The organism is Wolinella succinogenes DSM 1740 (genome assembly GCF_000196135.1).
Taxonomy (GTDB): domain Bacteria; phylum Campylobacterota; class Campylobacteria; order Campylobacterales; family Helicobacteraceae; genus Wolinella; species Wolinella succinogenes.
Map to the genome: position 1 here is coordinate 100,478 of NC_005090.1, position 23,898 is coordinate 124,375.

General features: G+C 48.3%; 21 protein-coding genes. 9 read left to right on the plus strand and 12 right to left on the minus strand.

The genetic code is table 11. From position 1 onward, the window contains the following. Positions 1–2 precede the first annotated feature (2 nt). Positions 3–1,691 carry an acetolactate synthase large subunit gene (locus tag WS_RS00490; RefSeq protein WP_011138070.1) on the minus strand — a complete coding sequence of 563 codons (1,689 nt, stop codon included), beginning with the start codon at positions 1,689–1,691 and terminating at the stop codon, positions 3–5. Between the two features lie 72 nt (positions 1,692–1,763). Continuing rightward, positions 1,764–2,669: a Ppx/GppA phosphatase family protein gene (locus tag WS_RS00495; RefSeq protein ID WP_011138071.1), complete on the minus strand. Its 906-nt coding sequence runs from the start codon at positions 2,667–2,669 to the stop codon at positions 1,764–1,766. Positions 2,670–2,769: 100 nt separating this feature from the next. On the opposite strand from WS_RS00495, the gene WS_RS00500 reads away from it, so the two are divergent. The 4 genes from WS_RS00500 to WS_RS10520 are packed head-to-tail and all read left to right on the plus strand — an operon-like array spanning position 2,770 to position 7,387. Next, complete coding sequence (locus WS_RS00500; protein WP_011138072.1) at positions 2,770–3,558, plus strand: pyridoxine 5'-phosphate synthase; 789 nt, start codon at positions 2,770–2,772, stop codon at positions 3,556–3,558. After that, a complete protein-coding gene (pdxA, locus tag WS_RS00505) occupies positions 3,555–4,478 on the plus strand; it encodes a 4-hydroxythreonine-4-phosphate dehydrogenase (protein WP_011138073.1) in 924 nt (307 codons plus the stop codon). Before WS_RS00500 ends, pdxA begins: the two co-directional genes overlap by 4 nt. Positions 4,479–4,518: 40 nt before the next feature. Then, positions 4,519–5,283 (plus strand): hypothetical protein, encoded by a 765-nt coding sequence (locus WS_RS00510; RefSeq protein ID WP_011138074.1) that lies wholly within the window; start codon positions 4,519–4,521, stop codon positions 5,281–5,283. Between the two features lie 7 nt (positions 5,284–5,290). Beyond that, positions 5,291–7,387 (plus strand): EAL domain-containing protein, encoded by a 2,097-nt coding sequence (locus WS_RS10520; protein WP_011138075.1) that lies wholly within the window; start codon positions 5,291–5,293, stop codon positions 7,385–7,387. A 24-nt stretch (positions 7,388–7,411) separates the two neighbouring features. Here WS_RS10520 and WS_RS10955 read toward each other — a convergent pair whose 3' ends face one another. The 3 genes from WS_RS10955 to prfB form a co-directional block, all read right to left on the minus strand. After that, entirely contained in the window at positions 7,412–7,558 is a 147-nt protein-coding gene (locus tag WS_RS10955; RefSeq protein WP_158305193.1) for a hypothetical protein, read from the minus strand. 77 nt (positions 7,559–7,635) lie between these two features. Beyond that, on the minus strand, positions 7,636–8,388 hold the full coding sequence (locus WS_RS00520) for an ABC transporter ATP-binding protein (protein ID WP_011138076.1): 753 nt from the start codon (positions 8,386–8,388) through the stop codon (positions 7,636–7,638). A gap of 9 nt (positions 8,389–8,397) precedes the next feature. Further along, the gene (prfB, locus tag WS_RS00525) at positions 8,398–9,504 is read right to left on the minus strand and encodes a peptide chain release factor 2 (RefSeq protein ID WP_011138077.1); all 1,107 of its coding nucleotides are present in this window, start codon (positions 9,502–9,504) and stop codon (positions 8,398–8,400) included. Between the two features lie 107 nt (positions 9,505–9,611). On the opposite strand from prfB, the gene panC reads away from it, so the two are divergent. Continuing rightward, complete coding sequence (gene panC / locus WS_RS00530) at positions 9,612–10,436, plus strand: pantoate--beta-alanine ligase (RefSeq protein ID WP_011138078.1); 825 nt, start codon at positions 9,612–9,614, stop codon at positions 10,434–10,436. Between the two features lie 98 nt (positions 10,437–10,534). Then, positions 10,535–11,887 (plus strand): coproporphyrinogen III oxidase family protein, encoded by a 1,353-nt coding sequence (locus WS_RS00535; RefSeq protein ID WP_232013699.1) that lies wholly within the window; start codon positions 10,535–10,537, stop codon positions 11,885–11,887. 7 nt (positions 11,888–11,894) lie between these two features. Here the strand turns inward: WS_RS00535 and WS_RS00540 are convergent, their stop codons facing one another. Beyond that, positions 11,895–12,896 (minus strand): AraC family transcriptional regulator, encoded by a 1,002-nt coding sequence (locus WS_RS00540; protein ID WP_011138080.1) that lies wholly within the window; start codon positions 12,894–12,896, stop codon positions 11,895–11,897. A gap of 188 nt (positions 12,897–13,084) precedes the next feature. Here WS_RS00540 and phsA point away from each other — a divergent pair, with 188 nt between their 5' ends. From phsA to psrC, 3 genes are read left to right on the plus strand one after another with little or no spacing between them, the layout of a single operon-like run. Beyond that, the gene (phsA, locus tag WS_RS00545) at positions 13,085–15,376 is read left to right on the plus strand and encodes a thiosulfate reductase PhsA (protein ID WP_129545342.1); all 2,292 of its coding nucleotides are present in this window, start codon (positions 13,085–13,087) and stop codon (positions 15,374–15,376) included. A gap of 15 nt (positions 15,377–15,391) precedes the next feature. Further along, a complete protein-coding gene (locus WS_RS00550; protein WP_011138082.1) occupies positions 15,392–15,967 on the plus strand; it encodes a 4Fe-4S dicluster domain-containing protein in 576 nt (191 codons plus the stop codon). Next, positions 15,964–16,917 (plus strand): periplasmic polysulfide reductase anchor subunit PsrC, encoded by a 954-nt coding sequence (gene psrC / locus WS_RS00555; protein WP_011138083.1) that lies wholly within the window; start codon positions 15,964–15,966, stop codon positions 16,915–16,917. Before WS_RS00550 ends, psrC begins: the two co-directional genes overlap by 4 nt. A 59-nt stretch (positions 16,918–16,976) precedes the next feature. Here psrC and WS_RS00560 read toward each other — a convergent pair whose 3' ends face one another. From WS_RS00560 to WS_RS00585, 6 genes are all read right to left on the minus strand, one after another. Continuing rightward, on the minus strand, positions 16,977–17,648 hold the full coding sequence (locus WS_RS00560; protein ID WP_011138084.1) for a response regulator transcription factor: 672 nt from the start codon (positions 17,646–17,648) through the stop codon (positions 16,977–16,979). Next, a complete protein-coding gene (locus tag WS_RS00565) occupies positions 17,648–18,820 on the minus strand; it encodes a PAS domain-containing sensor histidine kinase (RefSeq protein ID WP_011138085.1) in 1,173 nt (390 codons plus the stop codon). The genes WS_RS00560 and WS_RS00565 overlap by 1 nt, the downstream gene beginning before the upstream one ends. Before the next feature lie 9 nt (positions 18,821–18,829). Next, entirely contained in the window at positions 18,830–19,471 is a 642-nt protein-coding gene (locus WS_RS00570; protein ID WP_011138086.1) for a NapC/NirT family cytochrome c, read from the minus strand. Further along, on the minus strand, positions 19,468–19,908 hold the full coding sequence (locus WS_RS00575) for a cytochrome c3 family protein (RefSeq protein WP_011138087.1): 441 nt from the start codon (positions 19,906–19,908) through the stop codon (positions 19,468–19,470). The genes WS_RS00570 and WS_RS00575 overlap by 4 nt, the downstream gene beginning before the upstream one ends. Then, positions 19,908–21,455, minus strand: a complete 1,548-nt coding sequence (locus WS_RS00580) for a flavocytochrome c (protein ID WP_011138088.1) — start codon at positions 21,453–21,455, stop codon at positions 19,908–19,910. The genes WS_RS00575 and WS_RS00580 overlap by 1 nt, the downstream gene beginning before the upstream one ends. Before the next feature lie 91 nt (positions 21,456–21,546). Then, entirely contained in the window at positions 21,547–23,778 is a 2,232-nt protein-coding gene (locus tag WS_RS00585; protein ID WP_011138089.1) for an EAL domain-containing protein, read from the minus strand. Between the last annotated feature and the right edge of the window lie 120 nt (positions 23,779–23,898).

Below are 23,898 nucleotides of genomic sequence, written 5' to 3' on the forward strand. Positions count from 1 at the left end.
ACTTAATCCTTATACTCAAGCATCATATTAAAGAGCGACCCGCCACTAGGAACCATTGGCAAAACATTCTCTAAGCGATCGACTTTCACATCAATCATCGTGACGCGTCCAAGCTCAACGGCCTTTAAAAGGGCAGTGTCAAACTCCGCTTTGGTCTCACATCTAAACCCCACTCCGCCAAAAGATTCGGCAAGCTTGACGAAATCGGGCTGGCAAGAGAGATCCGTTTCGGAGTAGCGTTTGTCATAGAAGAAAGTCTGCCACTGTCGCACCATGCCTAGGTAGTTGTTGTTCAAGATGACATTGATGACAGGGATTTGCTTCTCCACAGCGGTCATGAGTTCTTGAATATTCATAAGAATCGAACCATCGCCCGTGATATTGATGGAGACCTTCTCAGGTGAGCCCATCTTTACGCCCATCGCCGCAGGAAATCCAAAGCCCATCGTGCCCAAGCCGCCGCTAGTCATGAATTGTCTAGGGCGAGTGAAAGGGTAGAATTGAGCACTCCACATTTGGTGTTGACCTACATCGGTGGTGATGTTGGCCTGATCACCCAAAAGTTCACCGATTCGCTCAATGACCCATTGGGGCTTGATGGAGAGATTAGAATCCTCATATTTTAGAGGGTGGAGCGCTTTGTATCGATCCAACTGCGTGAGCCACGATTGGGTGGCTTGGGGATTGATATCCTTCAAAAGGGGCAAGAGCTCTTTAAGGACTTCGGAGATGTCGCCTACGATGGGGTAGTTGATCTTGACAATCTTCCCAATGCTGCTTGGGTCAATATCGATATGGATGATCTCAGCGTATTTGGCAAACTCGCTGAGCTTCCCTGTGACGCGGTCATCAAAGCGCGCACCAAGCGCGACGATGAGATCTGATTCGCTCATGGCCATATTGGCGGCATAGGTCCCATGCATCCCTACCATGCCAAGCAAAAGAGGATCGTTGTGCTCCATGGAACCACGCGCCATCAAGGTTTCCACTACGGGAATAGAGGTGGTGTGCGAAAGCTCCCTTAAAAGTCCTGAGGCTTCCGAAGCAATCACGCCTCCGCCGACATAAAGAAGAGGCTTTTTGGCATGCTTGATCGATTCGGCTGCTTTTTTGATCTGTCTAGCGTTCCCGCGATAGGTGGGTTTATAGGTTTTGAGTTTGATCTCTTCAGGGTAGAAAAACTCTCCCATGGTGGCGCTAATATCTTTAGGCAAGTCCACATGAACGGGTCCAGGTCGTCCGCTTCTGGCGATATAAAAGGCCTCTTTGAGAATTCGGGGCAATTCAGAGATATCTTTGACTAAATAGTTGTGTTTTGTACAGGGGCGAGAGATTCCCACCGCGTCAATCTCTTGAAATGCATCCGTTCCGATGAGAGTGATGGGGACTTGACCGCTTAGGATGACCATCGGAACCGAATCCATGTAAGCCGTGGCAATTCCCGTCACCGCATTGGTGAATCCAGGGCCGCTGGTGATAATGGAGACGCCCACTTCACCCGTAGCTCGGGCGTAGCCATCCGCTGCGTGGATGGCGGCCTGTTCGTGGCGCGTCAGGATATGCTTGAAGTAATTTTGTTTATAAATTTCATCATAAACATTCATGATCGCACCGCCTGGATAACCGAAAACGACTTTGACGCCCTCATTCTTAAAGGCTTCGATGACCATTTCCGAGCCGCTCAGTCTCATGGTTTCTCCTAGTGCTTGACTTTAATTTTTCTTATCGAAAGGGTGTAATTATATTGACAAAGGGTCGCTTTGTCAATTTTGTTGAGTGGCCTTTTTTAGGGCGGAGATCGCCACTCCTTCCCTTAGACTATCATCCACAATCAGACACTCTCTAAAGCCTAAAGCGAGGAAAAGCGTCTCAAAAATTTTCACCCCTACCTCAAGGAGTTCTGATTTTCCCGCTCCAGCGAGGCGCTCTCGCTCTTTGAGGGGGAGCCGAAGGAGCTTCTCTAGCTCCTTTTTGATTAAGGGGGGCGTGAGCTTCATCCCTTCGATTTTTTGATAGTCGTAGCTTGCGTAGCTCATTCCCGCTTTGAGGCTTGCCAGAGTTGCAGGTGTCCCCCCTACGCCCACAAAAAGCTCAGGTTTGAATCCGCTATGAATCATATCCCTAGCAAACTCTTTGATCTCAGAGCCGATTTCATAGAGCTTGCTCTCTAGTCCATGGGAGATTCCATAACGCTCTTTGAAGGTGAGAATTCCCATCTCAAAGCTTTGAGAGATCATCTCTCCTCGCCGAAAAAAGAGAACTTCCGTCGAGCTCCCGCCGATGTCGACCATGACAAATTCTTGCTCAATCCCTAGGCGCTTCAAAGCTCCTTGGGCAGCTAGAGCGGTGAGGGTTGCCTCCTCTTGGGCGTCAATCACGCGAAAGGCGATTCCCCCTCTTTTTTCTAGGGCTAGGAGAATCTCTTTTTGATTCTTTGCACGGCGAAGTGCGGCGGTGGCGACCGCTTCATAGGGCTCGCTTAGGTCGAAGCGCTCGCGAAGCTCAGCGAGGGCACTTAAGATTCTCTCTAAGGCGTTAGGGGAGATAAGGCCGCTTTGATCGAGTCCCTCGGCGGTTCTCACGATTCGTTCAAAGGCACCTTTTCGCTCGAATTTGGCGTCTAGAGAGACCGCCCTTAGTGTGTTGCTTCCTAGGTCAATGCCAATCAAAAAAACTCCTTGGTGATTCTTGGGGCGTATTCTATATTGGGCGGGCTTTAACGATTATTGCTATAGAATCTTAAGCAATAAAAAACAGGGAGGTGAGTGCATGCTTTTGGGTGTGAATATCGATCATATTGCTACGCTTAGAGAGGCGCGCAAAATCAATGAGCCCGACCCTCTAGAGGCGGTTTTTTTGGCCAAGAGGGCGGGAGCCTTCCAGATCACGATTCATCTAAGAGAGGATCGACGCCATATCCACGACTATGATGTGGAGCGGATCGTGGAATCCTCGTTTTTGCCCGTGAACGTGGAGTGCTCCACGGATAAACAGATTGTTGATCTGCTCTGTGAGCTAAGACCCCATCGGATCACTTTGGTGCCAGAGAAGCGCGAAGAGGTGACCACGGAGGGGGGGCTTGATCTTTTGGGGCGCTTTGAGATTTTGAAGTCTAGAATTGCCCAGTTTAGAGAGAATGATATTGCGGTATCCCTCTTTGTTGACCCCGACATCACCTCTATCGAGCTCTCCAAGGAGCTAGGGGCGGATATGGTGGAACTTCACACGGGCACTTTTGCAAATCTTCATCTTATGCTAAGAAGCAACCTCCCTAAAACCCCTCACGCCATCCCCGCTCTAGAGATGGATCGCCGTTCTTTGAGTCTCGCCTATCGCGAAAGCCTCCTAACCCTTCAAAAGGCAGCGCAAAAGGCCAATACCCTTGGAATCGAAGTGGCAGCAGGGCATGGACTCAACTATCAAAATGTGAGCGAGATTGTGAAGATTCCCGAAATCATCGAACTCAATATCGGTCATAGTCTCATTGCACGCTCCATCTTTACGGGATTTGAGGCGGCGGTGAGGGAGATGGTGGAGCTGCTTGGGAGAGGCGATTGAAAATCTTCGTCTCCATCGGCGACCCCAATGGGATTGGCCTAGAGATTGCTCTTAGATCTCACTCTGGGGTGAAAGATTGGGGTGAGATCATCTATGGAGTGGATGAGAGGGTGCTATTTGAGGCGAGCCAAAGGCTTGGGATTGAGGTTCCTCAAGATATGGAGTGCGATCCTTTGGGGCTAGAATCTCCCATTGCACCAGGCGTGATCTCCAAAGAGGCAGGACGCTACTCTTTTGAGAGCTTTAAAAAGGGCGTGGAGCGCGCCAAAAAAGGAGAGGTGCAGGCAATCGTGACTTTGCCTGTGCATAAAAAGGCGTGGAGTCTAGCGGGAATTCCTTATGCAGGTCACACCGAGGCACTTCGGGAGATGATGGGGGAAGAGGCGATCATGATGATGGGCAAAGAGGGTTTTTTCATTGCGCTCTACACCGATCATCTCCCCCTCTCTGAGGTGCCCCAAAGAGTACATGAGAGAGGGGTGGAGGGGTTTTTGCGCCGGCTCTCTCATGCGCTTCCCGCCATGAAGGCGTGCGGAGTGCTGGGGCTCAATCCTCATGCGGGTGACCAAGGGGTTTTGGGCAAAGAGGAGGAGGGAATCAAAAGAGCCATAGAGAGGGCTAATCAAGCCTTAGGGCGTGAGCTCTTTTTTGGACCTTTGGTGCCTGATGTCGCCTTTATCCCTTCTTGGCGCGCTAAATTTGATCACTATGTGGCGATGTATCATGATCAGGGGCTCATTGCGCTGAAGATTCTCTATTTTGAAGAGAGTATCAATCTCTCTTTGGGGCTTCCCTTTGTCCGTACTTCAGTGGATCATGGAACGGCCTTTGATATCGCCTATAGAGGGGGGAATCCAAGCCTGCTTAGTTATCAAAACGCTATAAAAATGGCCCTTAAGCTTGGAAGTGACAAAAGATAGTAAAATTTTAGGAAACGGGAATCTAGAAGAGAGGATAGGAATGGCGATCAAGCCTAAAGAGCAGAACTACCTACTGTCCATCAGCGAGGAGCTCAAGCACGCCAACGAGAAGCTCAAAAAAGAGAATCTCGACCTCAAAAGTGAAAACCTCCATCTCCAAACCGAACTTGACCTCGCCATCAAAAAAATCCAATCAATGAAAAACTACACGCTAGAGCTTGAGGCTGAGATCAACAATACCAAGGTCGAAATTGAACAAAAAAATGTTGCTTTAGAGCAGGTCAATGAGGATATTGATCGCTTCAGCTCCCAAGTGGATGAGCTTATTGGGCTTATTATGGGGCTGGAGATGGAGAAGCAAGAGGGGGTTTACCCTCAGAGCTCTATGGAGTTTTTGCAAGATGTGGAGTTACAAAATGACAAGGATTTGATCTTTGGAATCAACATCAAGCAGGAATTTTTGCAAAACAACAGTGCCAATACCATAAAATACTATCTGTTCGCGTGCGAATGCAAAATAAGAGAGAGCTTTGAGGTGATCAACCTCCAAATCCGCTCCAAGGAAGATTTGGCTCTTGTGGGGGAGGCATTCGCCCAATATGTGCGCGTTGCCTCTTTGAGCAAAGGAGAGAGCTTGCAAGGGTTTGTCGAGATATTGCCCGCAACGATTCTTGATAATCCGATCATTCGTTATTACGGTAGCGTTAGCGTGACAGACTATTTTGACGAGTTTGTCCGCGTCTATAGCCACCAGCCTAAGACCAAGGCGACACAGACTCCTTTGTCTGTCGGCGCAGAAACATGAGGGAACAATGCACAAAGAAGAGTTAGAGCAGGAGTTTTTCAAGTCCTTCACCGTCCTTTTCGTCGAAGACGAGGAGGATGTCCGAGAGGCGTTTGTTAATTTTTTGAAACGCCGATTCAAAGAGGTCTATCTGGCCAAAGATGGAAAAGAGGGTTTTGAGGCTTTCCAAAAATATGCCCCTGATGTGATCATCACCGACATTATCATGCCTGAGCTCAATGGTCTAGCCATGAGCGCCATGATCAAACAGATCGAACCCGATGCTCCAATTATCGTGGTCACTGCGCATGATGATGTAAATCTCTTGGTTGAAGCGATTGGCATTGGAATTGATGGCTATGTGATGAAGCCTATCAATGATAAGCTTTTGGTTCAGACGATCAAAAAAGCGCTCTTTGGTCTGCGCTACCAACGAGCCAAGAAAGATATTCAAGAAAAAGACACGATGATCTCTGTGGTGGCGGATAACTCTCCCGCGGGGATCTGTCTCTTTGGCGATAATGGAATCATCTATGCCAACAAAGCCCTAGAGACCATCACGGGCTACTCCAAGAGCGAGCTTATCGGCGGCTCACTCCTAGATATCATCCAGAGCGATTCCAAGCGCCTCTCGGAGCGAATCAACCTCTCTTTAGATAGTGCCTGCAATCTTGAAAAATATTCAGAGATTCGGATTAAAACCAAAACAGGCAAGATTCGCTACATTGACCTCATCGCCAATTCGGTGGAGTTTAAAGAGGGGTATGTCTGCATCGCCAACATGATCGATGTGACGGATAAGAAGTGGTTCAAAGAGGAGCTGGAGCACAGCCGAGCCAAGCTAGAGGAGCTCAATCGTGAGCTCAAATATAATATGCAGGTGATCCAGCAGAAGAATCGTCTCCTTGAAGATCAGCTCTACACTGATAAGCTCACCAGCCTTCCCAATCGGCGCAAGCTTCTTGAAGACCTCAAGCACGCCCCTTCTCCCTTTTTGATCCTGCTTAATATCGATTCCTTTAAAGAGGTGAATGACTTCTATGGGACGGAGATCGGCGACTTTGTCCTCAAAGAGATTGCCAAGCGCTTAGGACTTTTTGTTCATCAGGGGCGCTTCAGGCTCTACAAGCTTCAAGCCGACGAGTATGCGCTTTTGGATATGGAGTGCTCTAGGGATGAAGATCTAGAAGGCGTGGGGCAGAAGGTGCATGATGATGTGGATAGTCACCTCATCTTTCTCAAAGAGCAGGAGATTCATATCCAAATCTCAGCAGGAATGGCCTTTGGCGAGAATGAGACGGTGATGACTCGTGCCGATATTGCGCTCAAGCTTGCCAAAAAGCACAACAAGCCCTTCCTTATCTATAATGACACCATGATGGTCATGAAAGAGTATGAGGAGAATTTCCGATGGATTCGGATGCTCAAAAATGCACTGGATGACAATCGAATCATCTGCTATTTCCAGCCCGTATTCAACAATAAAACCAAAGAGGTCTATAAATACGAGTGTCTCGCGAGGCTTCTTGGTGAGGATGGCAAGGTCTACTCTCCCTTCTTTTTTATCGAAATCTCCAAAAAAGCGCGACTCTATCATCGAATCACTCAAGCGATCGTCTCGGACGCCTGTAGGGTTTTTAAAGAGGTCAACTGTAAATTCTCCATCAACCTCTCTATTGATGACATTCTTGATCACCACACCATTAACTTCATCATCGAAGAGCTGGAACGACACGGGGTTGCACACAAGGCGATCTTTGAGATTCTAGAATCAGAGGGGATTGATAACTACGAAGAGGTGGATGCTTTTATTCAACGCGTTAGGAAGCTTGGCTGCCAAATCGCTATCGATGACTTTGGAAGTGGATACTCCAATTTTGCCCATATTTTGCGACTCAATGTGGACATCATCAAAATTGATGCCTCCATTATCCAAAACTCTGACACGGACAAAAACTCCCAAATCATTGCTAAAACCATTGTGGAGTTCTCAAGAAAATTGGGAATCAAGACCGTGGCAGAGTTCGTCCACAGCAAAGAGATTCTAGAGACGGTGAAGAGCTTTGGGGTGGACTACTCGCAGGGCTACTTTATTGGAGAGCCCTCAAGGGAGCTGCTCTCTTAAAAGAAGTCCAAGAGGAAGCCTTTCTCACTCTTTATCGAGGATAGAGTAGCGGAGATTGGTGATGGAGAGTCCGTTTTTGGAGGATCTTCTAGATCGCTTCTGGCTTCCAAAGGAGAGTTTGATGATGAGGGCAATGACGATGATCGCCAAAGCCAATGCGGCTAATTCCATAATGAGACCTTTCTAAAAGCGCCAAAAAGCATAGATGAGAACAAGGGTTCGCGGAGTGATTCTATAAAAACTTATTTTTAATTTAGATTAATGGGGCCAGCGGAACTCCCTTCGAGGAACTGCCTCACTCTAGGATTTTCGCTTTTGGCGAACTGCTCTTTGCTGGAGCACTCGATGATTCTACCCTCAAAAAGCATTGCCATGTAGTCGGCCGCTTTGAAGCTCTCTTTGAGGTCGTGACTGATGAGAATAGAGGTGGTCTGGAGCTCTTTTTGAAGATGGATGATCATCTGGGTGATGAGGTCGCTGGTGATGGGATCAAGGCCGCTGGTGGGCTCATCGTAGAGAATCACCTTGGGGTCAAGGATGATGCTTCGAGCCAGCCCCACCCGCTTTTTCATCCCGCCACTCAGCTCATCGGGATACAAAAGAGCAACCTCATCGGGCTTGAGGCCGACCATCTCAAGGCGAGAGAGCACTTTGGCGCGAATCTCTCTTTCGCTTAAACGTGTGTGCTCGCGAAGAGGGAAAGCGACATTTTCATAGACATTCTTGCTATCAAAAAGCGCCCCGCTTTGGAAGAGAAATCCAATCTCTTTGCGAAGCTCATAAAGGCGCTTGGGTGAAGCAGATAGAATGCTCTCATTGTGGAGGAGAATATCTCCGCCATCAGGCTCTAGGAGTCGAACAATGAGCTTGATGATGGTTGATTTTCCGCTTCCAGAGAGGCCAAAAATCACCGTGGTTTTCCCCTCTTTGGCCTCTAGGGTGATGTCGGTTAGAACCTTTTTAGCGCCAAACGATTTTGCCACCCCTTTGAGCTCTAGCATAGGCTTAAATCACTCCCCTGGTTGATCAAATTGGCTGATGAGCACCCCTTCAAGTAGCTCATCCAAATCGCCATCAAGAATTGCTTCAATATTGCTGTAGGCAATGTTGCTACGAGTGTCTTTGACCTGCTGATAGGGGGCGAGAACATAGCTTCGTATCTGGTGCCCCCAGCCAATCTCGCTCTTCTCCATCGAATCGTATTCAGCACTTCTTTTGGCGAGCTCTAGCTCATAGAGCCTGCTTTTGAGCATCTTGAAGGCGGTGGCCTTGTTTTTGTGTTGGCTTCGGTCATTTTGGCACTGCACCACGATACCTGTGGGGATGTGAGTGATTCGTATCGCGCTCTCAGTCTTGTTGACATGCTGCCCCCCCGCCCCGCTGGCACGATAGGTGTCAAGACGAAGATCTTTCTCTTCGATCTCTATATCGATATCATCATCCACTTCAGGGCTCACCATGACGGAGGTGAAGGAGGTGTGACGCTTAGCGTTGGCATCAAAGGGAGAGATCCTCACAAGACGATGGATTCCGTTTTCCACTTTGAGATAGCCATAGGCATTCTCCCCTTTGATGATGAAGGAGGCGTCTTTGATTCCCGCCTCTTCACCCTCTTGGTAGTCGAGCACCTCCACCTTGAAGCCTCTTCGTTCTGCCCAGCGCAGATACATTCGATAGAGAATGCTCGCCCAATCTTGCGATTCGGTTCCGCCTGCTCCAGGGTGAATGGTGATAATGGCGTTTGAGCCATCATGTTCGCCGCTTAACATCACCTCAATCTCGACACTTTTGATCTCTTTCTCTAGGTGTCCCGATTCTTCAAAAAGGAGTCCAAGGGTCTCTTCGTCGTTGTCTTGCGTGGCAATCTCAAAGAGCTCTTTGGCGTCATTGATCGCTTGATTAGCCTCTTCATATTTTTTCAAAATGCGCTCTAGTTTGCGCTTCTCTTTTTGAACCTCTCCAGCTTTGGTGGCGTCATTCCAAAAGCCCTCAGAGTGTTCCAGCGCTTCAATCTCTCCAAGTCGATTCTCTATGGAATCGGGCTTGATGATTTTAGCGATGTTGTCGCGCTTGGTTGAGAGCTCTTTGAGAAGTTCCCCATATTCATAACTATCCAAGAAGATTCCACCCTTGTTTTAGAACTTTTTTGTCACCAAAGGGGTTTAGCTAACCCTGACTTTGATATAATCCGTGTTTATTATTCTACAGAAGCGAGGCTTAATAGATGCAAATAGTGACCTCTCCCAGCGAGCTTCGGGCTCTAAGGAGGGAGTGGAAGGGGACGGTAGGATTTGTCCCAACCATGGGAGCGCTCCACAAGGGGCATCTCACTTTGATTCAAAAATCCAAAGCGCAAAACGAAAAAAGTATCGTCTCCATTTTTGTCAATCCGACCCAATTTGGGGAAAATGAAGATTTTGCTCACTACCCGCGAAAGCCCGAAGCGGATGCGAACATCTGCCAAAAAGCGGGTGTGGACATTCTTTTTATGCCTAAGGCTGAAGATATCTATTTTGAAGGAGATGAGGTGCTCCTCAAAGCGCCTCAAAAAAGTGGATTTGTTTTGGAGGGGGCGGCGAGGCCAGGGCATTTTGATGGAGTGCTTCGAGTGGTTCTCAAGCTTCTCCATCTCACCTCGCCCACGCGAGCCTATTTTGGGCAAAAAGATACACAGCAGCTCCTGCTCATTCAAAAGATGGCGCGCGAACTCTTTCTGCCCTATGAAATTGTGCCTTGTCCTACGGAGCGCGATAGCGATGGATTGGCGCTTAGCTCTAGAAATGCCTACTTATCTGAAGCTGAAAAAAAAGAGGCACTCAAGATTTCCGCTTCTTTAAAAGAGGCAACCAAGCATATCATGACGGGAGAGCTCCAATCCTCTCAAATCAAAGAGCGCGCATTGAAAGTGCTAGAGGGAGTTGAGGTGGAGTACTTTGAGATTGTGGATAGAAATCTTATGCCACTGGAGCGCATCATCAAGGGAGAGACCATTATCTTGGTGACGGCGAGAGTGGGTAAGGTGAGATTGCTCGACAATCTTTGGATTTGAAAAGGGATAAAGGAGATTGCGACATCAGGAATCGACCAAACCGAGATGATGGACGCCGTTTAAACCAAATGACATTCTTTGAGGGAGGGATGGCAGAGATGAAGAAAATGGAATTAATGGAGGGAGAGGGTTTTAGTAGCCCCTCTTGTTTACTGCCTTCTTTGGAAGGCCTAGAGGAGATTAAGCCAGGAATGCTGGCGACTAGGATCGTCAATAGGGCGATGAGGCAGGCGAGTGGTAAATACCTCTCATTAAGGCCTATTGACAGAGATAGACTTCCCGCCCCTAGAGAGGGAAAGCACTATCTGCTCTATGCTCATGTGCCTTTTTGCTCCACGCTCTGCACCTATTGCACTTTCAATCGATTCTTGTTTGAGGAAGAGAAGGCTAGACGCTATTTTCGCTCTCTAAGGCAAGAGATGAAGATGGCGTATGAGCTTGGATATCGCTTTGATTCCATGTATGTGGGCGGCGGGACAACTTCGATTTTAGTGGATGAGCTCTGCGCGACGATTGATCTAGCCAGAGAGCTTTTCCCACTCAAAGAGGTCTCATGCGAATCAGACCCCAATAACATCGACAAAGAGACGATGGCTCACCTCAAAGGACGAGTGGATCGAATCTCTGTAGGGGTTCAGAGCTTTGATGATGATATTTTAAAGCGCGTGGGTCGTTATGAGAAGTTTGGAGGCGGGGAGGAGACCCTCTCTAAGCTTCAAGCCCTCATGGGGGCGCTTCCCGTGGTCAACATAGATCTTATTTTTAATTTTCCCACCCAAGATGAGAAGATGTTGAGGCGTGATCTAGAGATCATCAAGCGACTCTCCCCCACGCAGGTGACGGCCTATCCGCTCATGTCTTCTCCCTCGGTCAAAAGTCTCATCAAGCGTTCCATTGGCGATATCTCACTGGATAAAGAGGCGACGCTTTATAGGGTGATTTTAGAGGAGCTTTTGGGAGAGTACAATCAAATTTCCTCTTGGGCTTTTTCCAAAAAGGGAGATGATATCATTGATGAGTATGTGGTGAATCATGATGAGTATGTGGGAATTGGATCGGGCTCGTTTAGCTTTCTTGATGGGGTCCTCTACACCAATACTTTTTCTCTCAAAGAGTATGCCACTCGCATTGAATCAGGAAAGATGGGGCTCTCTAGAGCGCGAAAATATGGGCGTTTGAGCCAGATGCAGTATCGCCTCATGGTGGGGCTCTTTGGGGGAGGGGTGCACAAAGAGAGCTTTAGCCGACAGTTTAAAATGCCTATAGAGGTGGGGCTTTTTAAGGAGCTTCTCTTTTTGCGATGCGCGGGAGCGATCAGAGAAAAAGAGGGAGTTTTGTATCCCACGCTCAAAGGAAAATATCTCTTTTTATCGATGATGAAGGAGTTCTACATCGGGATGGACACGGTGCGCGAGGAGTCTCGCGCTCGCCTAAGCTCAGAGGATATGTAAAACTTCCCTAGGAGCCGCGATTTTTGCGGAACTCCCTAGGAGTGAAGTTGGTCCACTGCTTGAAAGCGCGATTGAAGGCGCTAGTCTCAGAATAGCCTAGCCTCTCGGCCACCTCTTGAATATTGATCTCTTTAGTCTTGAGGTAGTGACAGGCGAGCTGTTTTTTGGTCGAGATAATGAGCTCTTGAAAGGTTGTCCCCTCAACCTTGAGTCTGTTTTGAAGTGTTCTAGGTGTGATCTCTAGACGCTTGGCAACATCTTTGACTTCGGGTGCTTTATAGTGAATCATCTCAGAGAGGATTCTAGTCACCCGAATCGAATAACTCTCCTCCTCTTCATCCAAGATTCGATCCGCTTGCATCTTGAAAAATTCCAACATCGCTATATTGGGGCAGCAGACGGGATAACCTAGAATCTCTTTGGAAAAATAGATGAGATTATTAGGCGCTTCAAACTCTAGATTTTGCCCAAAAATAGGATAGTAGGCTTCGATATTTTCAGGGCGCCTGTGGGTGAATTTAACCACCTCAGGCCGAATCGTCTCTTTGGTGAGATCATTGAGAATCGCCACAAAGGCGCTCAGATTGACCTCGTTGGAGTAACGATCCATGGGAGGCTTTTCAGGGGGCGTGGTGGAGAGTGAGATCTTGACATAGCGACCCCCCTCGCTCTTCTGGACAAAGAAAGATCGGCTAAGAAGGGTGTGGTAGCGGAGGAGATTTTCTAGCGCCACAGAAATCGTGGGAGAGTTCTCTAGGATGTAGCCTAGAATCCCTAAGGCGTTAGGGCGAATATTTTCCCCGATATAGAGACCTAGATTTTGATTTCCCGTGATTTTTACCACTCGCAAGAAAATGTTCTTATAAGAGGCGATATCCACCGAGGCCTTTGCATCTCTGAGTTGGTCTAGAATCTCAGGCGAGAGCTCGGAGGAGGGGAATAGGCGCTGATTTCTCGTGAGGTGACCGAGGATGAAATTGATCGCGGCCGAGCTAACCTTTTGCCTCATGGATTCCTTTCAGTTAATATCGCCTCCAAAGCTCCTGTTAAGGGTGTTGGGAGGGATTCTCATAATGGCACAAAATATCAATTTTTTTGAAAACTTTGTCAAGAAAAAAAGTCGGATAAATTGTATCATGAAAGCGTGACTACAATCATTAAACGACTGTAATCTATATCGAATAAGGAGGGTGGCAAGTGGAAACAACTATGACACGTAGAGATTTCCTAAAAAGTGCCGGTGCTGCGGGCGCAGCGGGTCTAGTCTGGTCGCAGACGATTCCTGGAACGCTTGGAGCGCTGGAGAAACAAGAGATTAAAGGCTCGGCCAAATTCGTCCCCAGTATCTGTGAGATGTGTACAAGTTCCTGTACGATCGAAGCAAGAGTGGAAGGGGATAAAGGAGTCTTTATTCGAGGCAATCCAAAAGACAAAAGCCGTGGCGGTAAAGTGTGCGCGCGTGGCGGCTCAGGCTTTAATCAACTCTACGATCCCCAAAGGCTAGTGAAGCCCATCATGAGAGTGGGTGAGCGAGGCGAAGGGAAGTGGAAAGAGGTGAGCTGGGATGAGGCTTACACCTTTATCGCCAAGAAGCTTGATGAGATCAAGCAAAAGCATGGCGCTCATACGGTGGCTTTCACCGCCAGAAGCGGTTGGAACAAGACTTGGTTCCATCATCTTGCTCAAGCCTATGGCTCACCTAATATTTTCGGACACGAATCAACCTGTCCCCTCGCCTACAATATGGCGGGACGAGATGTGTTTGGTGGCAGCATGAACCGAGATTTTGCGAAGGCAAAATATATCATCAACATGGGTCACAATGTCTTTGAAGGAATCGTCATCTCCTACGTGAGACAATACATGGAGGCGATTGAAAATGGCGCCAAAGTGGTCACACTAGAGCCTAGACTCTCTGTCATGGCACAAAAAGCGAGCGAATGGCACGCGATCAAGCCAGGGCATGACCTTCCCTTTGTTCTTGGCTTCATGCACACGCTCATTTTTGAGAATCTCTATGACAAGAAATTTGTTCAAAAGTATTGCACAGGCTTTGAGGAGCTTAAAGCCTCTATCGAGCCTTGCACACCAGAGAAGATGGCGCTAGAGTGCGATATTCCCGCTGATACCATCAAGCGACTCGCAAGAGAGTTTGCCAAAGCAGCTCCCAAGGCGATTTTTGACTTTGGTCACCGTGTCACCTTCACTCCCCAAGAGTTGGAGCTCAGACGAGCGATGATGATGGTCAATGCGCTAGTGGGTAATATCGAGAGAGATGGGGGAATGTATTTTGGCAAAAATGCAAGCTTCTACAACCAATTCCTAGGTGAAGAAGACCCCAAAGCCAAAGGACTTAAAAAACCTAAAACTCCAGCCTACCCCAAGGTTGAAGTGCCTCGAATCGATCGCATCGGCGAAAAAGATGGAGAGTTCTTCTTGGCTAATAAGGGTGAGGGAATCGTGAGTCTTGTGCCAAAAGCCACGCTCAATGAGCTTCCTGGGGTTCCCTGTAAAATTCATGGCTGGTTTATCGTCAGAAACAACCCTGTCATGACTCAAACCAACGCAGACACCGTCATTAAGGCGCTCAAATCGATGGATTTAGTGGTGTGCGTCGATATTCAGGTCTCTGATACGGCTTGGTTTGCGGACGTGGTGCTTCCTGATACGACCTATCTTGAGAGAGATGAGGAGTTCACCGCAGGTGGAGGCAAGAATCCTAGCTTTGGAATCGGGCGCCAAAAAGTGGTCGAGCCCCTAGGAGATGCAAAGCCTGGATGGAAGATTGCCAAAGAGCTGTCTGAGAAGATGGGTCTGGGTGAATATTTCCCATGGAAAGATATCGAGGATTATCGACTGCAGCAAGTTGATGGCGACCTTGATCTTTTGGCCAAACTCAAAAAAGATGGAAGCGCTAGCTTTGGCGTGCCCCTCATGCTTCAAGAGAAGAAGAGTGTGGCAGAGTTTGTCAAGAAATTCCCTGGCGCTGCTTCCAAGGTCAACGAAGAGGGTTTGATTGACTTCCCTAAAAAGATTCAGCTCTTTAGTCCCAAACTAGAAGAGGTTTCAGGGAAGGGAGGGCTTGGCTATGAGCCTTTCAAATACAAAGAGGAAGATGAGCTCTACTTTGTTCAAGGGAAAACCCCCGTGCGAAGTAACTCTCACACAGGTAATGTGCCTTGGCTCAACAACCTCATGGAGTATGACGCGATCTGGATCCACCCCAAAACCGCAAGCAAGCTGGGAATTAAAAACGGGGATGCGATTGAGCTTTATAACAAATTCAGCTCGCAAAAGTCCAAAGCGCTCATCACCGAAGGGGTGCGCGAGGATACACTCTTTGGATATTTTGGCTTTGGTCATGTCAGCAAAGACCTAAAGAGGGCTTATGGCAAGGGAGTCAACTCCAATGCTCTAATGCCCAGCTTCACTTCGCCTAACTCAGGGATGGATCTCCATGTCTTTGGCGTCAAAGTGAAGAAAGCGTAAGGGGAGGGAAGAATCATGGCAAAAAAATATGGAATGATCCACGATGAGAATCTATGCATCGGTTGCCAAGCGTGCAATATCGCCTGTCGATCTGAAAACAAGATTCCTGATAGTGTTTACCGATTGCAAGTCTGGGTGCAGGGCCCCAAGAAGCTACCTGATGGAACACTCAGCTTCAACTATCACCGACAATCTTGCGTTCAGTGTGAAAACACCCCCTGCGTGAGTGTCTGCCCCACCAAGGCCTCTTACGTGAATGAAGATGGGATTGTGAGCGTCAATGTCGATCTTTGCGTTGGATGCCTCTATTGCATCGCGGCGTGTCCCTATCAGGCGCGATATGTGGATCCTGTGACCAAGGCTCCCGATAAGTGCAACTTCTGTAAAGATACGCGTCTAGCGCGTGGCGAAGAGCCTGCGTGTGTGACCGTCTGCCCTACAGATGCGCTTACTTTTGGTGATATGAGTGATCCCAAAAGCAAAATCAATAAAGTGTTGGCGTCCAAGCCGACCCTTCGCCCCAAAGAATCCTTGGGAACTAAACCCAAGCTCTTTATCGTGCCTAACAAGAGAGGAGGAATCGAGTCATGAACCAAATGTGGGGATCAATCGAACAATACAACACAGTCGTATGGCATTGGCCTATCGCGGTCTATCTCTTTTTGGCGGGTCTCTCGGCTGGAGCCATCATCTCAGCGATTATCATCAAATGGATGAAAGGCAATGAGAGCTCTCCTTGGGATGGAATCATCAAAGCGGGCGCGCTGATTGCGCCTTTGACGATCGGAGCAGGACTTTTGCTCTTGATTTTTGACCTAACGCGACCGCTTCATTTCTGGAAGCTGTTGATTTTCTACAATTTCAGTTCTGTAATGACCTTGGGCGTTTTGGCGCTTTTTGCCTATTTCCCCGTGGTGCTTATCTTCTTGTTGGGTGTATTCAAAAAAGAGCTTTGCGATGAGGGACCCTTTGGCTTCCTTGCACCCCTAGCCAATATCGCCTATAGCATGGCTAGACCTCTTGAGATTGTCACTTTTGTTTTGGCCATTGGCGTAGGAGCTTACACAGGATTCTTGCTCTCAGCGATGTATAGCTATCCGTTGCTCAATACGCCTATCTTACCTTTGCTTTTCCTCGCTTCAGGAATCTCAGCGGGAATCTCAGGCAACCTTCTCATCGGTCTTCTCTTCTTTGGTAAGAGCACCAAAGGTGAGAATGTAGGCTATCTTCATGGGCTTGACTTCAAGGTTATCTTGTTTGAGGCCTTTTTGCTCTTTATTCTTTTTGTGGGAATGTATTACCAAGGTGGAAGCACCGCTGAAGTCGCCAAAGCGGCGCTGACCACAGGAGGGCTGGCTTCACTCTTCTGGCTTGGTGTGGCTGGGATGGGCTTGGCGTTGCCTGTAGTGCTCAATGTCGCGCTTCCTCATGGAATCAAGCACTCCAGCGGCTTTGTCATGCTCAACGCGCTCATTGTGCTAGCGGGTGTGATGGCACTTCGCTTCTATATCCTCTACGCGGGACAGACTTTCGTAGGCTGATCCCTCTACTTTTTGATGACCCTTGGAGGAAAATCCTCTGGGGGTTCCCCTTTATAATCTCAATCTATGGCTGTTGGAGCTGAGGATAAATCGACAATGAGGCGATAACCTATTCCTTTGTGCGTTTGGATAGAGCTAGCAGGAATCTTTAGACGCAATTGTCGAATCATGGAGCGAATATTCTCCCTAGGCACCTCTCCCTCTTCCCAAACATACTCTTCAATCTCCTCAAAACTCACAAGTAGGCCTCTTGCCCTCACCAAAAGCTCAAGCAGACGCTTCTCTTTGGGGCTAAGGAGAAGGCTTTGGCCTTCACGCAAAATCAAAGCGTTTTCTAGATCTAAAAATGTCTCTTCACCCAAAGGAATGAGAGGGTGAAGTTTGCCGCAGAGGCGGTGGGTTTTAAAAAGAAGCTCATCCAAAAAGAAGGGTTTTTTGAGAAAGTCCGCACATCCATGGCGATAGGCTTGGCGGATCACATCTAGATCGACAAAAGAGCTGATGATGATCACAGGGGCCTTGATGAAGCGTCCTTGAATCAGCGCGAGCAACTCTAGACCATCGATTCTGGGAACATGAATATCAAGAATGTAGAGCAGATGGCTACCATCTAGGTGTTCTAGCGCCTCTTGCCCATCCTCAAAAGAATCGACTCGATAGCCGTTTTCGCTCAAGGTCTCTTCGATCGCCTCGCGAAGTTTAGGGTTGTCTTCTAGCAAAAAAATCTTCATCATCCCTCCATGGGAAGCAAAATTTCAAATCTTGCCCCTCCTCCTTTGGGCGGAGGAAGCAGAGTGAGAGGAGCGTTAAATTTTTCCAAAAGAAACTCTTTGGCGATGGAGAGTCCTAAGCCATGGCCATGAGGCTTGGTGGTGAAGAAGGGATAAAAGATGCGCTCCCTCTTCTCCTCGCTCACCCCCAGGCCATTGTCGCGTATGATGAATCGACAGGAATCTCCTCTAAAGCAGAGGGTGACAAAGATTTTGCCCTTAGAGGCGGGAGAAGAGGAGTGCGATTCGACAATTGAATCGCACGCATTGTTGAGAAGCGTGCACAGTGCCTGTTTTAAAAGTCCCTTGTGCCCGCAAAGGCGCTTAGGTTTTCCGATGAGTCGGAGGTGGCACTGGATGAAGTGGTAGTCAAAGCGTCCCTGAAGAAGAGCGATGGATTCAAGCAGGGCTTCATAGGGGCTAAACTCTCTCTTTTTGAAGTCAGGTTTGATGAAAGAGTAGAAATCTCCAATGGTGTTAGAGAGGTGGTGGAGGGTTTGAATGCTCCCCCTTGCAAAGTCGGCAAATTTTTCAGGAGTGAGGCTCTCTTGGTGATACTCCTTTTGAAGGCGCTGAATATCGATAGAGAGATCGACGATGGGTTTGTTCCATTGATGCGTGATGGCAAGGAGAATCTGCCCTAACTCAGCTAGTTTGCTCTGTTGGGCGAGATAGCGATCAAGGTGACGATTCTTTTCATGAAGATTCAAATAGGATTCCATATCAACAATCTCGCAGATGATTCCATGGCGTTTTTTGGAGGGACTCCATCGTCTTTTGTGGACGAGGCAACGATGCTTGATTCCTTTGGAATCGACAGGCTCCCAAAAGAATGCCATGGGAATACCGCTTTTTAAAAGCTGTTCATCTGTCTCCTTTTTGAAAGCAGCCGATTCTTTAGAGAGGAGTTCAGGGAAATATCTTCCCTCTAAAGAATCGGTAATGGAGCAAGCAAAGAGTCGCATGGGCTCATTGCAGCGGATGCAAAGAAGGTGCTCATCGGTGTAGTAAAGGGGCGATGAAACCGTCTCTAAAACCCCTTGGAGCAGTCGCTCACTGGCACGCCAGCGGCGATAGAGCCAAAGGGCAAGAAGAGAGGAGATGAGAAAAAGGGAGTAGCCCAAAGCGAGCAAGCTCTCTCCTTAGGGAAGGATGGGCGCTGGTTTGCGCAAGGATTTCATAAAACGCTCCTTGTCCTCTTGGAGGGCATCCTGATAGATCTCAAACTCAGGCTTATAGTAGTTGAGTATCGTTCGAAGGGATTGATGACCTGTGTCGGTATGGCATGAGGCGCAGGCAATCTTTTGGGGGGTGTTGAGCAACTTTTTGTAGTGCTCATGCATCCTTACTGCCTGTGTCTCTCGCCCCTCTCTTGGATCGATTATCTCCCTGTGGCACTCAAGACAACCTGAATCGAAGACAAACTGGTCTCGATTGGCGCGATTCTTCACCCAATTGATATGGTCTGTTCCATGGAAAAATTTGATACTCCCCTCGACCACGCCGTTTTTCGCCTTGGTGAAGATATAGCCAAGAAGGGATTCGTGTGGCATATGGCAAGCAACACAATCTACTTGAATGCCTGTGCGCCCTGCTCCTCCATGGACATCTTGATGGTAAGAGAGAATCATTGGCTCCATCTCATGGCAGAGGGCACAAAATTTTGCATCACTCGTCTCTTTGAGTCCAAAGTAGACCGCGTAGGAGAAGAGCAGGCCGATCAAAGTTCCTACAAAAGTGAGCCCTAGGGCGAATTTGGTTGAGTTATTCATCGGATTTCTCATGGAGTCTCTCCCATCCAAAGTGGAACCTCTCTCTCGTGGCATTCGCTACACATATTGACTGAAGGTCGATGCTCCATGTGGCACTCATCACAATGGAGGCGCTTTCCGTCGTGGATTGAGTTGTGAGGACTCGCTTTTTTGAGCTCCATGAACGCAAGCCTAGAGGCCATCTTGTCTCGACTTTGGTGACAGGAGAGGCAATCATCATCTTTGAGGCGTTTGAGGCTAGCGAGATTGCTCCCCTGGTTGGTGTGGCAATCCAAACAGGCAAACGAAAGCTTGGCATGGTGGGATTTGAGGGGATATTTTTGGGCGAGTTCTGCTGAAACCTCCATGGCAGGAGGGGAATCGACCTCTTGCGCATGGAGTGCCACCGCCCCCAAGAAGAGCCAAAGCCATCCTAGGATGAGAGTGAAGGATTGAGAATAGGGACGCATTAGATATTTTCGCCTGCGATCATTCCAAAGGTCAAGCAATCAGTGATGGCTACTGAGCCTAGGCGACTCGCCCCATGCACCCCGCCTGTGACCTCGCCAGCCGCATAGAGCCCAGGGATGGGCTGATGGGTTTTGGAGTGAATCACTTGCGCTTGAGTGTTGATTTGCAACCCTCCCATGGTGTGGTGGAGTTTGGGTGTGCCTCTCATAGCGTAAAAAGGTGCTTTGGAGAGTGTGATGCCATCAACCATGTTGGTGGGTTTGCCAAATTCAGGGTCTTTGCCTGCTTTGACATAACTGTTATAGTCGGTGACTGTTTTTTTGAATGCCTCGACGGGCATTTTGTAGTGCTGAGCGAGCTCTTCAAGTGTGTTGAATTTTTTGAGGATTCCCGCTTTGAGTGCTTTTTCGTAGTGATCAGGAAGGAGGCGCTCAATGGCTTGAGAATCACAAAGGTTAATGGGATAGTTTTCGTCTTTTCCAATGACGGCAAACATATGGTCGGCTCGGATTTTTCGATCGGCTAGCTCATTCATGTAGCGTTTGCCTGTTTTGGGATCGACTGAGATTCCATAGCGGAAGCTAGCGTTCACATTGAACATTGAGCCCACGCCAAAACCTTTCTCATCAGGGCAAGCCCAAGGTCCAAACTGAATCCATGAAACCTGAACAGGCACTGCTCCGATTCCAAATGCTTTCAAAAGTACACCCGCGGTTGCTCCAGGATGATTGGTGGAATCGGTGCTTGGGGTGAGTCTTGGATCTTGAACGGCTCGATAATATTTATCTTGGCAGAAGCCTCCGCTGGCAAGCATGACCGCTTTGGTTGCTTTGAAAGCTTTGGGAGTGCCGCCCTGGTTTTCGAGGTCATCGCTGAAGAGTTTTGAGTCAAATCGATAATCTTCTCTCGCCAAAATTCCTATCACGCGCCCTGCGTCATCCATGACAAAATCATCAAATTTGGTACGGGTTTTGAGGGCGACACCCGCCATTTTTTCAAAACGCTCCATGAGGGGGAGGACAATCCCCGCTCCGCTTCCCACGGCGGTCTGATAGGTTCGAGGCACAGAGTGACCCCCTTCGTGCACGAGAGAGTCAAGGTACTTGGCTCCATATTTTAGGGTGAACTGATAGGTTTCATGGGCGCGTTTAGCGAGGGTTTCAAGAAGCTCTTTGTGATTGATGCCAAGCCCTGCTTTCATGCAGTCGGCGATAAAGAGCTCATTAGAATCTTTGATTCCCGCCTTTTTTTGGAGATCGTTTTGAGGGACGCAGAAGATTCCTCCATTAATGACAGAGTTTCCGCCGATTCTTCCCATCTTCTCAATCATCAGGGTTTTGTATCCTTTCTCAGCGCACTTGATTCCGCACGCAATCCCTGCAAACCCGCTCCCCACGATAATTACATCATACTCTTCGTCAAATTTGACCCCTTTCTTAGGCTCAGCCAATGCCTGTTCGCCAAGCAAGACCACTCCCATTCCTGCGGCTCCAAGCTTGATTAAGTCTCGTCTTCCATGGTTGATTTCTGGATGAACGCTTCCCATGATTTCCTCCTTTGGTTTTGTGTAGGAGTAGAGTTTAGGAGGGGATCGTGAGATTTGCGTGAGATGAACGAGAAAGGTCGTCTATGTGGGGTTAATGGCGGATTTCGTGGCTTGGTTCGTAGAAGTAGAATCCTTGTTGAAAGTCAATCCCCATTTCAGAGGCTTTGTGGGAGAGAGGCTCGTTGTCGATGAACTCGGCAATGGTTTGGATGCCAAGTCTTTGGCAGATCTCTACAATGGAGTGGACGATGATCTCCACTTCGGAATCTTGTCCTAGTCCTTGGATAAGCGAGCCATCGATCTTGATAAAGTCCACGCGGAGTTTGGCTAGATGAAGGAAATTGGAGTAGCCGCTCCCAAAATCATCAATCGCGACCCTGGCGCCAAAGCGTTTGATCTCCTTGATGAAATCCTCCAAAAGTTTGTAGTTGTGGATATTTTCAGTTTCAACAATCTCAAAAATCACCTGCTTGGCCTTGGGATAGTCTTGGAGGGATTTAAGGATGAAATCGCGTGTTTTAGTGTGGGCAATATCCTCAAAAGAGAGATTGATAGAGAAGTCATGATCGCTTTTTTCAAACGCCTTGAAGCTTTTTTGGACCATCTTTTGAGTGATTTTGGGATAGAGCTTGCTCTTTTTGGCAATTTGCAAAAAGAGGTAGGGCGAGAGCACCTCGCCATTGGATTCGATGATTCGGGCGAGACACTCATATTTTTGAATGTGCCCTTTAGAGTTGACGATGGGCTGAAAATAGGGAATCAAGCGATCTTCTCTAAGCGCCTCTTTGAGGCGTTTGGTGAGGGTGATGTGCTGGCGAAGCTTGTGGTGATTCTCGAGCTCAGGCGCGTAAAGTTTATAGGAATCATTGGAGCTTTTGGCAAGATTAAGAGCGATATCGGCCTGCTCTAGAGCTTGGGGCGAGGCTTTGGCTGCACCGATGGAGAGGCTTAACATAATTTCAATTCGGTGGCGGTTTTCGCGATAGGGGCCTTGAGTCATGAAGCGATGGGTGAGGGTGAGCAGCTTCTTGATCTCCATTGATTCGCTAGAGAGCAGGGCAAACTCATCGGCGTGCAGGCGATAAGCCTTGAGTCCTGTGTGCTTTTGCTCTAGCATTTTGAGGCGTTTGGCAAACTCGATCAGTAGATCATCGCCCACATCGCTTCCGTAGAAATCATTAAGGGTGCGGAATGAATCGATATTGAGCAGGAGGAGGTGGGCATAGGATTGGTTTTGCATCTCTAGGCGAATGGCATGACGATTGGGAAGGCGCGTGAGGGAGTCGGTGCGCGATTCTTCTACAAGTCTTTCATAGAGATTTTGAATGGAGCGGAACTCTAAGCGGGCAGAGCGGGCGTATCCCCAAAAGAGCAAAAAGAGCAGGGCGCTAGCAAGCGTAAGGACAAAGATGAGTCTGGAGAGAGGGGCGAGATTTTGCTCTAGCTTGGCACCTAGCTCCTTCTCGTCTAAGAAAAAGACAAGATAGCCTAGGGGTGCACCAAAACTATCCCTAAGACAGCTTGCGCCAAAGACTACCCCCTCTTTCTCCCAGGAGAGATTCTTTTGACATGCCAAGGAGAGAGGGAGCCCCTCTAAAAGAGTCAAATTCCTAGAATCGGTGGCATAGAGGAGGGCGTATTGATCGCTGATGAGGGAGTAGGGTTGTTGGGTTACCTTGGCGGCTAGGGAGGCATTCACTAAAAGTGCACTCTGAATGGAGTGCTTCTGAGAGAAACGGAGCATTGTCTCTTGAAGGGGGGCGATCACCTCTAAGAAGCCCAAGAGTTTACCCTCCTTTTGAATGGGGTGGGTGTGCTTTAGGGAGAGGGTGAAGATGCCCAAACTCATCTGCGCCAAAGGGGTAGGATTCTCAAGGAGCAAAGAGAGCTCAGGGCGAACGATGGATAGATCATCACCTCGCTTGAAAGACCAGCTTCGATAGAAGGAGTGCAGAGAAGAATCGATGAGGTGAATCCAAAGATTTTCTACGGGGCGATGGAGTTTTGATTCTTCTAGGGTTTGATAGACGAATCGCTCCGCTAAGGCGGGATTTTGAGTCTCTAAACTTTGGATGAGATCAGGATGGATCGCCAAGGAGGAGGCAAAGAGGCTGTAGCTCTGCAGTTCCGATTCCAAAAGCAATTCAAAGCGTCGATGCATCTCTTGGGTCTGCTCGGCATAAAAGAGCCGCCCGCCCGCCTCGCGCTCATTTTGAAGCTCAAATACTCCAATAAAAGAGGCGATTCCCATGAAGGCCGTGAGCAAAAGAATCGCCACATAACGAATCGTCGAACGGCTGAATGGAAAATCAGTTTGGCTCACCCATCCCTCTCTTATGTGTGGCGTTTCGCAACGGGGCTCATTCTATCGAAAAAATAAAATAAAGGGAATATCAAAAACCCGCTATAATTTTCCCCAACCATCCCTCCTAAAGGACTCCTC